Annotated in this window: 9 protein-coding genes; all 9 read right to left on the bottom strand. The window is 30.9% G+C overall.

What is annotated here, in order from left to right; all coding sequences use genetic code 11:
- Positions 1–6: 6 nt before the first annotated feature.
- Entirely contained in the window at positions 7–423 is a 417-nt protein-coding gene (locus tag VJY38_RS09180) for a DUF1573 domain-containing protein (RefSeq protein WP_353680395.1), read from the bottom strand.
- Between the two features lie 18 nt (positions 424–441).
- Entirely contained in the window at positions 442–711 is a 270-nt protein-coding gene (locus tag VJY38_RS09175) for a hypothetical protein (RefSeq protein ID WP_353680394.1), read from the bottom strand.
- 169 nt (positions 712–880) lie between these two features.
- Positions 881–3931, bottom strand: coding sequence for a ligand-binding sensor domain-containing protein (locus tag VJY38_RS09170; protein WP_353680393.1), 3051 nt, complete (start codon positions 3929–3931; stop codon positions 881–883).
- Positions 3932–3933: 2 nt separating this feature from the next.
- A complete protein-coding gene (locus tag VJY38_RS09165; RefSeq protein ID WP_353680392.1) occupies positions 3934–4677 on the bottom strand; it encodes a LytR/AlgR family response regulator transcription factor in 744 nt (247 codons plus the stop codon).
- A 373-nt stretch (positions 4678–5050) separates the two neighbouring features.
- Positions 5051–6049, bottom strand: a complete 999-nt coding sequence (locus VJY38_RS09160; protein ID WP_353680391.1) for a dihydroorotate dehydrogenase-like protein — start codon at positions 6047–6049, stop codon at positions 5051–5053.
- A gap of 58 nt (positions 6050–6107) precedes the next feature.
- Entirely contained in the window at positions 6108–9707 is a 3600-nt protein-coding gene (nifJ, locus tag VJY38_RS09155; RefSeq protein ID WP_353680390.1) for a pyruvate:ferredoxin (flavodoxin) oxidoreductase, read from the bottom strand.
- 1250 nt (positions 9708–10957) lie between these two features.
- The gene (gene hepT, locus VJY38_RS09150) at positions 10958–11377 is read right to left on the bottom strand and encodes a type VII toxin-antitoxin system HepT family RNase toxin (protein ID WP_353680389.1); all 420 of its coding nucleotides are present in this window, start codon (positions 11375–11377) and stop codon (positions 10958–10960) included.
- Positions 11364–11789 carry a nucleotidyltransferase domain-containing protein gene (locus VJY38_RS09145; RefSeq protein WP_353680388.1) on the bottom strand — a complete coding sequence of 142 codons (426 nt, stop codon included), beginning with the start codon at positions 11787–11789 and terminating at the stop codon, positions 11364–11366. Before VJY38_RS09145 ends, hepT begins: the two co-directional genes overlap by 14 nt.
- A 337-nt stretch (positions 11790–12126) precedes the next feature.
- Complete coding sequence (locus VJY38_RS09140; RefSeq protein WP_353680387.1) at positions 12127–13152, bottom strand: IS110 family RNA-guided transposase; 1026 nt, start codon at positions 13150–13152, stop codon at positions 12127–12129.
- Between the last annotated feature and the right edge of the window lie 105 nt (positions 13153–13257).

Raw genomic sequence — 13257 nt, 5'->3', positions numbered from 1 at the left:
TTTTAATTATTTACTCAATATTTCACACGTAAAAGAAAGCAGCACATCAGGATTTTCAGGATCGTTTGTTTGAACTGAAATTGTTTTGTTTTGAATACCAGATCTACCATTTGTATCAAAACTAACTTTAATTTCACCTTCTTCTTCAGTAATAAATTTTTTCTTTTCGCCAATTGTTACACCTGTACATCCACAACTGGCACGAATATTTTTTATTACAAGTGTATCTTCACCTGTATTCTTAAATTTATATCCATATATAAGTACTGTGCCCTGTTCTACTTTGCCGAAATTGTGCCTGGTTTCAACAAAATGAATTCTGGATGATTTTACCTGTGCTATTGCTTGATTAGTATTAAAAGCAACGCAAAGAAATGTAATTAGAATATATTTTACTTTGAAAGCATTTATTAAAATCCCCATTTTTTCTCCTTTTTAATTTTATTTAATGATTTCCCCATCTTTGATTTTAATAGAAGTTCTATTCTTTAATTTTTTCAGAGATATTTTAAGTATCTCTATTTTCTCTGAAGAAACATTTGGATCATTTTCTAAGTCAATAATTACATCTTCAATAGACTTATATTCTTTAATAATTTCATCGTCATTTTCTTTCTTGATAATTATGAGAGGGAAAGAACTTTTCTTTTTGAAAAAATATTTATTTATGATTGATGAAATCTTTTCAAGTATATTTCTTATAGTAATCATAACCATATCCATTTTTGTGTCAAATTTAATTTCATAATTGTGTTTGTGAAATATTAAATAAGGATACGGTGTTTTTTAATAAATGATCGGTAGTAAATTTTAAATTAACGGTTTAGATAAAGTGTGGTTGTTTTACGAAATGTTATAGGTGAGATAATTTCAAGGGGAATTAATTAATCGAAATGTCTTTATACATTGGTGAAGAAAGTGAAATTATAACTTCAGTTCCATGTGAGTTAACATATCTTTCACTCAAATCTTCAAGTATAATTGGTTTAGGTAGTTCCATTTTAGTACTCAAAAGTTTCAGACGTTCTTCAATAATCTGAATCCCTTTTGAGATGTGGTCTTCTCTTCTATTTTGTTTTGCCTGTTTAATTCCAACTCCATTATCAGTTACTTTTATTATTAGCGATTTACTTATTATTGAATCAATCTCAATATTCTCAAATAAAAAAGAAATTGTTAGCAGTCCATTATTTCCTGAATTTATAATACCATGCCACAAAGAATTTTCAACAAATGGTTGAATTATCATATTTGGTATTAAAAGTGAATCAGGTTTAACATCTTCACCTAAAATAATCTCATAGGAAAATCTTTCCTGAAATCTCAACTTTTCAAGATCAAGATAAAGTTTCAATCGATTTATCTCTTCCGATAAAAGTATAAATCCATTTCCTGCAGTGTCAAGATTTTTTCTAATTAATTTTGCCATCATTGCAATGTAGTTATTCGCTTCTTCATTCTTCTTGCTATTTATTAAAAACTGTACTGAATTGAGTGAATTAAAAATAAAATGAGGATTCATCATCGCAGATAATGCCTGATGCTTGAGATTATTGATTTTCTCAGTTAATTCTAATTCAAGTCTAATTTTTTTGTTGTTCAATTTTAAACGCCAAATTATGATTAGCACAAACAAACTGACAAGTACACTTATAAGTAAAATCTCGAACCAGATTGTTTCAATGAATCTCGGCAGAATACGGAAAGAAAGAAAATATGTTTTACTCCAATCAGCATTTTGCGTTTTTGCTTTTATCTGTAGTTTGTAATCTCCATGTTTTAGGGCTAAGAAATTTAAAAAATCATTTTCTGTTTCAATCCATGGATCATCATTAAGCTTATATTTATATTTGATTGAACCTGGAGAAGAATAACTTATGGTTTTGTAATTAATAAAGATATCATGCTGTTCAGGATTAAAAACCAAATTGCTGTAGTTAGTATAAACCGAATCACCAGCTTTGATATTTAGCATTTGTACTGTGAGTTTAGGATTTACATAAGAATCGAATGAAGTCATATCAAGTAAAGAAATTCCATCACTTGTGCCGATATATAAAGAATTTTTTTCATCATCAAAATAAAGAGAAAGTATTTCGTTTGAAGGCAAACCTTCGTTTCTATTCAGGAATTTTGTTTTTCCATTATCAAGTAGATAAAGTCCTTTCATTGTTCCAATCCAGATTCTCTGTTTACTATCTATTGCTACAGAAGTTGGAAGTGAATTATCAAGATCTATTATGCTCAAATTATTTGCAATAGAATCAGTTTCAAGATCGTAACAGGCAATACCTTTTACTCCTGTAAACCAAACTCTGTTTTTTTTATCGGTGTAAATCGAATTAATTTTTGAACTGAGCACAGGATTATCTGGAAAGAAAGTTTTAGTGAATTTAATTGGAGTGGTTTTTATATTTATTTCAGAAAGTTTGCAAAGACCAAGACTTGTACCAATCCAAATATTATTTTTTGAGTCTTCAACAATGGCATTTATTCGATTTGTTGAAAGGCTGTCTCCAAAAATTGTTATTGGTATAGTTCCTTTGAATTTTGTTTTATACTCATTTAAAATCCTAATATCATTTCCCACATTTCCATAAATATAAAGTCCTGATCTTGTTTTATAGAACGAAGGAAAATTTACGAAATGAAAATTCAAATCTTTATAAGATACACTTTTTATTTCAGGAGTTTCAGAAGCCCAGTTGATATATATATTCTTATCGTAAGATTTAATATCATTTATGTAGCCCGTTAAAATTTTGCCAGATTTATTTTTGAGTGGACTAATAATTCCATTATCAAGAATATTAATGCCGTTTATTGTACCAAATAAAATTTTACCTGACTTTTCTTTTTCAATACAGTTGACATTATTATTTGTTAATCCATCTTTTTCAGAATAATTTCTCAAATAAAGGTTATTCAAGCAAAAGACACCTTTGCCAAATGTTGAAATCCAGATATTTTCTTCTTTATCTTCATAAAAGCCATCAATCTGAGTATTCTCCAGTCCCATCTTTTCACCGAGATTTAATATTTTATTACTTCCAGAAGGAATTAGAAAGAAACCTTTGCCCAGAATTGAGAACCAAATATTATTTTTTTTATCGCAGTAAATTGAATAAATAAGTTTATTAGCATACGAGTTCATTACAAATTTATTAATTACACTATTATTATTTATTTGATAAACTGCTCCTTTTGCTCCAACAAAATAACTTCCATCACTTCGTTCAGCAAGACAATAATAATAACCATCAGGCAATCCGTTTATATTCATTTTAATAAGTTTATTATTCTCAATGCGAAATATTCCTTTTGAAGTTAATACAAGTATATTTCCATTTGATAATCTGGCTAATCTAATAATAAAAGTTGCAGGATGAACTACAATAAAACCATCCTTGCTTGAATCAGTATTTTCATTAAAAAATACTATTCTTCCATAACTGGAGTAAGAATAAATTTTATTATCCTGTCTTAGAAAAAAAGAAGTATTAAAATTTGTCCCTTTTATTTTACTACGGAAATTTTCGATTTTACCATTGCGTAAAATGTTTATTCCTTTCTCATAATTACCAATATAAATTTCACCGTTAATACCATGCAGTAATGTTGTAATTACAACAGAATTCAGTCCGTCCTTTTCATTAAAGTTAATAAAATGTTTTCCGTCAAATCTACTTAATCCATTCAAAGTGCCGAACCACATAAATCCTTCTTTATCCTGAAGCATATCAAATACAGTAGAAGAAGGTAATCCATCAGATGAAGTGTAATGGTAATATGGAGGAGTTTGAGAGTAGAGAGATTGAAAAGTGAAAATAAAAATCATTAATGAATATAAAATCAAAGTGGGATATTTAAAAGGAGGGGATTTTATAAGAACAATTCCCAAAATCGTTCTGGTAATTTTATACTTAATCATTGTCAGACTGTTTTCATCAATTCTTTTGATCTTAGAAGAAATTCTGAAACTTTTCTACGTGATATTTCGACTTTACTGTTATCCATCATTAATACATAATAACCGTCAAATCTTGAATATCCTTTTATGCACTTTAAATTAACAATATGCGATTTATGTGTTCGGAAGAATAAATCTTTTGGAAGTATATCTTCAAAATCTTTCAATGTGCGGGAAACAGTTTTATATTTTCCCCCATTTAAAAATATTTTTGTATAACATCCTTGAGCTTCAAGACGAATGACATCCTTAATTTCCAGAACATCATATCCATGAGATGCAGGTAAAACTAATTTATTTGCTTCATGAACTGTATCGACTTTCACATTCTTTTGCTTATTATGTAAAAGTTTTTTTATTGTCAATTTAAGTTCTTTGATGTTTATAGGTTTTAAAAGATAATCTGCAACATTAGCTTTAACTGCTTTAATTCCAAACTCTTCATAAGCTGTTACAAACACTACCATAAAATTTCGTTCTTCAAACTCATTAAGAAAATCGAATCCATCAAGTACAGGCATACTAATATCAAGAAAAACCACATCTGGATTGCATTCTTCAACTATTTTCATTGCACTCGGCACAGATTCAGCACAGTCAAGCACTTCAACTTCAGGACAATATAATTCAATAATTTTCTTTAAATTCTCTCTGCCATGAAGTTCATCATCAACTATTATTGCAGTCAAAGTTTTATTTTGATTCATACTAACCAGATTTCAATTTATATAGGATAACAAGTCTAAAATAAATGAATTTTATTTAATATCCTATTGATTTTTCATTTATATGAAAATATAATAATCAAACAATATCAGGTAGAAATTAAATTCTGAAATTCATCCCATGTAAGTATAATTTAATCATCTTCAAAAGCATTTTTGATTTTAAACACATTATACGTGAGGGATCGTTTGGAGAAAGTTTAAGTATTTTATTTGTTTAAAATTGTATGAACTAACAGCAATTTTTTCTTACGTCAGATTTGCGTTTTGAGTTTTGAGGAGTGTTTCTGGAAGTAGATGAATAATTGAAACCCTGCCTGTTTGCTTCAGGCAAGGTTTCGATATTTATATTATATCAAATATGTGTTTTATAACTCTGTAACATCTTCATATAGTTTGCTCGTTCGAATGCTGACGGTACAGCAACTGACTTTTGACTCATACTCCCTTTCATCATCTGGATTGAATTATAACCATTTTCTTCCATCCAATTTTCGAGACCTTTCAACATTTCTTTTATTCTTCCAATTCCATGCATTAAAAGTTCAGAACAAACCATTGCTACATCTGCTCCAGCCATTATCACTTTAATTACATCTTCATGAGAATGTATTCCACTTGTAGCAGCAAGCGAAGCTTTGATGTTACCATATAAAATAGAAATCCATCTTAATGGTAATCTCATTTCCCAGTTTGTACTTAATATAAGATTTGGCACAACCTCTAATTTTTCTAAATCAAAATCTGGTTGATAAAATCTATTAAATAAAACAAGTGCATCAGCACCAGCTTCATCTAATTTTTTTGCCATATTCGCCATAGATGAAAAATATGGACTTAATTTAACTGCAACTGGAATTTTAACCTGACTTTTAACTGCCTGCAAAGTATCAATATAAATATTTTCAACTTCACTACCAGTCATTTCTGGATTTGTTGCTACATAATAAATATTTAATTCAAGTGCATCAGCACCAGCCTGTTCAATACTTTTTGCATATTGAACCCAACCTCCTTTACTTACTCCATTTAAACTTCCTATAACAGGAATTTTAACTGACTTTTTTAATTGTGCTATATGATCTAAATATTGATAAGGTGTTAAATGAAATTCTTCTGGTTGTGGAAAATAATTTAATGCTTCTGCAAAACTTTCTGCATGATACGAAAGATAATGATCAAGTTCACCACTTTCATGAATAATTTGCTCTTCGAATAATGAATATACAACAATTGCTGCAGCACCAGCTTCCTCCATTGCTTTTACAGTATCTATACTCTGTGATAAAGGTGATGCAGATGGGACAATAGGATTTTTTAATTTTAATCCCATGTAATTAGTAGATAAGTCCATAATTCCCCCAAAAACTTATTAATAAAAAAAGCTGCTCATTAAGAGCAGCTTTTCGAGGTTAATTTGCAACTTTTTCTTCTTTCTTTTCTGTTACACTCACAGAATAATCAAAACTTGCCATCTGTTCATATAATTTCCATCTCTTAATAACTTCTTCCTGTGCTTTTTCAAGTAGTTGTCTTGCAATTAGTGGATGAGATTTAGTTAACATCTTATATCTGGTTTCAGTGTAAATATAGTCTTCAAGTTTAATCTTTGGAGCTTTTGAATCTAATTTAAGAGGATTCTTCCCTTCTTTAAGATTTTCTGGATTATATCTAATTAATGGCCAGTATCCACTATCAACTGCTAATTTTTGACTTTCAAGTCCTTTAGACATATTAATACCATGAGCAATACAATGACTGTAAGCAATAATGATAGATGGTCCATCATATGCTTCTGCTTCGAGGAATGCACGAACTGTTTGAGCATCATTTGCACCAAAAGCTACTCGAGCTACATAAACATTACCATAATTCATTGCCATCATAGCTAAATCTTTCTTTGGTGTAGGTTTACCTGCTGCAGCAAATTTTGCAACAGCACCCATTCCTGTTGCTTTCGACATCTGTCCACCAGTATTTGAATAAACTTCTGTATCAAGAACAAGAATATTTACATTTTTACCAGAAGCCAAAACATGATCTAATCCACCATAGCCAATATCATAAGCCCATCCATCACCACCAACAATCCAGACAGATTTTTTAACAAGATAATCAGCTACTTGGAGTAATTTCTTTGCATCAGGAGTATTAATGTTTTCTAATTTTTTCTTTAATTCAGCTACTCTTTGTCTCTGTTCATAAATTCCAGCTTCATCTTTTTGATCTGCGTTGATAATTGATTCAACAAATTCTTTTCCTAATTCATTCTGTAGTTTTACAAGTAATTCTTTTGCAAACTCATTTTGTTTATCGATTGCAAGACGCATACCCATACCAAATTCTGCATTATCTTCGAATAATGAATTTGACCATGCAGGACCTCTTCCTTCTTTATTTTTTGCCCATGGTGTTGTAGGTAAATTGCCACCATAAATCGATGAACATCCTGTAGCATTTGCTATAATTGCTCTATCACCAAATAATTGCGACATTAGTTTGAGATAAGGAGTTTCACCACAACCTGAACATGCACCAGAGAACTCAAATAAAGGTTCTAATAATTGATTACTTTTTACAAGTGATGGATTAACCAATCTTCTATCTATTTCAGGTAATTCAAGGAAGAAATCAAAATTAACTCTTTCCTGTTCACGAATTGGTATTTGTGGAACCATATTAAGTGCTTTACGTTTTGTATCTCTCTTATTTTTTGCTGGACATACTTCATAACATAATTCACAACCTGTACAATCTTCTACTGCCACTTGAATTGTATAAGCATAACCTTCAGGGAATTCTTTCCCTTTTGCATCCATGTGCTTAAATGTTGCAGGTGCATTTTCTAAATACTTTTTATCATATACTTTTATTCTTATTGCAGCATGAGGACAAACAAGAGCACATTTACCGCATTGTATACACCATTCAGGATCCCACTCAGGTACTTCGAGAGCAATATTTCTTTTTTCCCATCTTGTTGTTGCTGATGGAAATGTACCATCTACAGGCATTTCACTTACTTTTACATAATCACCTTTGCCAGCCATTATTTTTGCAAGAACATTTTTAACATAATCTGGTGCTTTATCAGATACAATTGGTGGTAGCTCAATAGTACTTGTTACTTTTTCTGGAACTTCAATTTTATAAAGATTTTCGAGTGTCTGGTCAACTGCTTCAAAATTCTTTTTAACTATTTCTTCTCCTTTTGCACCGTATGTTTTCTTAATTGCTTTTTTAATTTGCTCAATAGCTTCATCTTTAGGAAGAATACCCGATATTGCAAAGAAGCATGTTTGCATTATAGTATTAACACGACTTCCCATTCCAGTCTTTGCAGCAACACTATAAGCATCAATTACATAGAAATTTAATTTTTTATCTATAATTTGTTGTTGAACTTTTCTTGGTAATTTATCCCATGTATCATCTTTACCATAAGGAGAATTTAGAAGAAATGTTCCACCATCTACGATATTTTCAAGTACATCAAATTTTTCAAGTAATGTAAACTGATGGCATCCAACAAAATTTGCTTTTTGAACAAGGTAAGTTGAACGAATTGGTTTCTTACCAAATCTTAAATGCGATACGGTTGTAGATCCAGATTTCTTTGAATCATAAACAAAATAACCCTGAGCATAATTATCTGTTTCTTCACCAATAATTTTAATAGAATTTTTATTTGCACCAACTGTACCATCTGCACCAAGACCATAGAATAAACATTTTACAACATCATCTCCTTCAATTATAAATGAAGGATCATAATCCAAGCTTGTGAAAGTAACATCGTCAATAATTCCAACTGTAAAATGATTTTTAGGATTATCTAATTTAAGATTATCAAAAACTGCTTTTACCATTGCAGGAGTAAATTCTTTTGAAGATAATCCATAACGACCACCAACAATTTTTGGCATTTTTGCAAATGGTGGATTATCTGAATTCATTGCATCACTAATTGCAGATACAACATCAAGGTAAAGTGGTTCACCAAATGAACCTGGTTCTTTGGTTCTATCGAGAACTGCAATTTTTTCTACAGTTTTAGGAATAGCAGCAAGCAAATGTTTTGCAGAGAATGGACGATACAATCTTACTTTTATTATACCAACTTTTTCTTCCATTCTTTGAGTTAGATAATCAACAGTCTCTTCAGCTGTTTCTGCACCAGAACCCATCAATATAATTATTCTTTTAGCATCAGGTGCACCATAATAATCAAACAAATGATATTGACGACCTGTTAACTGTGCAAATTTATCCATATACTTTTGAACTATATCTGGACAAGCATTATAAAATCGATTTACAACTTCTCTCCCCTGGAAATAAACATCTGGATTTTGAGCAGTTCCTCTTATAAATGGGTTATCAGGGTTTAGTGCTCTTTTCTTAAATTCTTTTACATAATCATCATTAATCATAGCACGAATATCATCCTCACTCAGGGATTCAATTTTCATTACTTCATGTGAAGTTCTAAATCCATCAAAGAAATGGACAAAAGGAATTCTTGATTCCAGAGAAGCTGCATGAGCAATTAAAGCTGTATCCATTACTTCCTGAACAGAGTTAGAACAAATCAATCCAAATCCAGTTTGACGGGTAGCCATAACATCGCTATGATCACCAAAAATTGATAGAGCCGATGCAGCTAATGAGCGAGCACTTACATGAAATACAGTGGGGGTTAATTCACCAGCTATTTTATACATATTTGGAATCATTAACAATAAACCCTGAGATGCTGTAAATGTAGTAGTCAAAGCACCAGCTTGAAGTGCACCATGAACAGCTCCAGCAGCACCACCTTCGCTTTGCATTTCTGTTACAGTTGGAACTGTACCCCAGATATTTTTTATACCAGCTGCCGACCATGCATCCGACAGTTCACCCATTGGTGAAGATGGTGTTATTGGATAAATTGCAATTACTTCACTCACACGATAAGCAACATATGCCGCTGCTTCGTTTCCATCAATCGTTATTTTTTTTCTTTCCATTAAAGCACCTTATTTTATTTTAAACAAAAATTTCTAATAATCATTTATAAAACAAATATCTTGCCATCTTACCATAAATAAAAACTTTTAAAAAACATTATTTTTCGAATATTTTGAGCCATTTAGATTGATGTTTATGAATTATAAAAAAATTTTCTCTTATTCTTAAGAATTTTGAAATTTTTATAAACCAATAATAGAAAGAATGCTGAATAAAATAAAGACAATCTGACGCAGTCATCCTGAGTCAGACGAAGTCTGACGAAGGATCTGAGATTCTTCACCCCGCTTTCAGCGGGATTCAGAATGACATGATGATGTCTATAAAATGAGATGATAAGTTGACGAAGTCATCCTGAGTCAGACGAAGTCCGACAAAGTCATTCTGAAGGAACAAAGTGACTGAAGAATCTGAGATTCTTCTTCGCTTGAAGCGGAATCAGAATTACATGGTAAAACCAACACTGTCATTCTGAGGGAGTCCGACGAAGTCGAGACGACCGAAGAATCTCTTAAAGCGAAGTGACCAAAGGATATGAAAAGAGATCCTTCATCCCGCCTTTGACGGGATTCAGGATGACAGACGAGTACTTGCCAATTCATTCTGAGGGAGTGAAACGACCGAAGAATCTCTTAAAGAGAAACGATCGATGTATCTAAGATCCTTCATCTCGACTTTAGCGGATTCAGAATGACATGATGATGTCTATAAAATGAGATGATAAGTTGACGAAGTCATAATGAGTAATGTAAAAAGTAAAATAAAGAATCAATTTTTTGTTCAACTTAAACTGTCATTCTGAGTCCGACGGAGTCGGACGAAGAATCTAACGAAGTTATTATAAGAATTAACAAAGTTATAATGAAATAATATAGTAAGAGATTCTTCACCCCGCTTTCAGCGGGGTTCAGAATGACAATAGTAATTGACAAAGTCATAATATAGGAGTGAAATAATAAAAGAATCTGAGATTCTTCTTCACTTGAAGTGGAATCAGAATTACATGGTAAAACCAACACTGTCATTCTGAGGGAGTCCGACAAAGTCGGACGACCGAAGAATCTCTTAAAGCGAAGTAACCAAAGGATATGAAAAGAGATCCTTCATCCCGCCTTTGGCGGGATTCAGGATGACAGACGAGTACTTGCCAATTCATTCTGAGGGAGTGAAACGACCGAAGGATCTAATGAAGTTATAAGGGAACAAAGTGACCGAAGAATCTAACGAAGACATTAAATATGGATAATCTTTATAACTTACAATAATCTTTTATAACAGATAAAAACTTAGTAAAATATTTTAAACGATTATTCACTATATCAATCAAAACATTTACTTCTAAAGTTAAGTATTCATGACTTAGTCGATTTCTATAACCAGCCATCTTTTTTAATTGTTCTGCTTCTTCTTGTGATATTAAATTATGCTTAAGAAGTATGTCTGGAATGTCTGTATAATAATCCCAGCTTTCATTAAAATCTGCTGCTATTATATGTGCAAACATGTCAAATAAATTTTGGATTAATAAATATATTCCTCTTTCCAGTATCCATAATAAATCCTTGTTCTGTTTTATATCATCAGCAGTAACATTTTTATGTTTCTTCAGATTCTCAAAATCCAGTAGAAAATTTTCTATTCGTTTGGCAATTATTTCAATATCCGGCATTTTCTATTTTCCTGCTTAGATAATAGCTCTTTATTTTTCTAAGGGGTTCTGCATCAATATAGTTTTTTCTTATTGTATTTTCATAGAATACTCTAAAGTTATCATTTTTACTAAATAATAAAATTCCATTATTAATTATTCTCTGTTGTAATAATAAATTAGAATTATTCATTATAACCACATCAACTTTCATTCTAACTTTTAGACTCAATTCGCTAATTAAATAACTTTCATATCCATAGGGGTATTTATTAAAATCATTTTTATTAAACTCTTCTGAAAGATAAATCCCAATATCCAAATCGTGAAATATATTTTTTTTAAAAAATGAACCAAAAATATAAGCCAGAATTATTTCTGGTTTTTCAATTAAATATTCTGTGACTATATTTTTTATTTTATCCTTGTGCATAAAAAATCATTATTCCCTCTCTACTAAAAGTTTATACACATAATTCCTTATACAAATTTTAAACTTGCAATTATAATCTTAAAGAATCTATTAAGTTTTTATTCACTTTATACAAGTTAACAAAAATTAAAATACTTTTGAATAAAAAGATTCTTCTTCGCTTGAAGCGGAATCAGAATGACATAATGAAGTTTACACTGTCATTCTGAGGGAATCCGACGAAGTCGGATGACCGAAGAATCTCTTAAAGCGAAGTAACCAAAGGATATGAGATTCTTCACTTCGTTCAGAATGACAGACGGGTACTTGCGAAGTCATTCTGAATATTATGACAAAGTCAATCTGATTTTAATAAATTTGGATTAATAGATTTATAATTTTCAGTATAAGCAACACCAGAATTAATGACAGCACAAATTATTTTTAATAGTTTATTTTCAATGTTGTTTAGTATTAGGCGTTTATTTTTTCCTTCAGATACTTTGCGAAGAAAGTATTTCTTAAAGTTACGTTTATGTGTTCTTACAGATAATGCTGCAAGATAAAGTAGTTTTCTGAGTTTAGATGGACCACACTTTCTTGATCTTGGTGGTTTATGCAGCGATGTTCCGCTCATCTGTTCATAGGGACATATTCCAGTATAGGAGGCTATACGTTTGTAGTTAAGCACTTCGGTAAAGCCTTTTGCTAGAACAAGGAGATTTGCAGCTAAAAGTAATCCAACACCAGGAACAGACATGGCTAAAAAAATATTGTTCTTAAATGAATCGTCTTTATTGATTAAAGCCTTTATTTCCCGGTCAATCTCTTTGATATGTTCTTTAAGTTTACTGATAGTTTTTTCATAAATCTGATTAGCCAGCGGAGTTTGATAATATTTATGCTTTAGAGTTTTAAGAGCATTTATATTAGCAGTCATCTGAACGCTAAGGTGTTCACGAGTAGTTAAAAGCACCTGTATTTGCTCTAATATCTCATTTTTTGGTTTCCAGATAGGGAGTTTATCATAATACCTGTAAGCATATTCTGCTATTGATAGAGCATCAATAAAGTCATTTTTTCTTGGCGTATCTTTCGTTTTGTTCTTTACTTTCTGTGGAGCTTCAATAGAAATAGTAAATCCTTTTGAAGCTAAGAAGTAAGTAATGTTCTCAGAATAAACTCCTGTTGCTTCCATACAAATGATAGTTTCAGACTGTTTTATGTTGTGTTTAGAGAGCAAAGATAAAAACTCTTCAGCACCATCAATGTTATTTGAAAACTTTTGTGTTGAGAAAACAATATTATCAGGACTACTAATACAACTAGCAGAAAAATCATCTGCTGAAATATCGATGCCAATGAAATATTTTGTTTTATGCATTGTTCTTTTTTAATTAAACACCCTTAGTGGTATGAGCTTACTCCATTTTAATAATCTTTTTTATGGAAATATTATTTAGCTTTAACCACCAAAGAACCGGGTCTT

Source organism: Rosettibacter firmus (genome assembly GCF_036860695.1).
GTDB classification, from domain to species: domain Bacteria; phylum Bacteroidota; class Ignavibacteria; order Ignavibacteriales; family Melioribacteraceae; genus Rosettibacter; species Rosettibacter firmus.
Note: the sequence above shows the minus strand (reverse complement) of the source record. Positions and strands in the feature narration are given on the sequence as shown.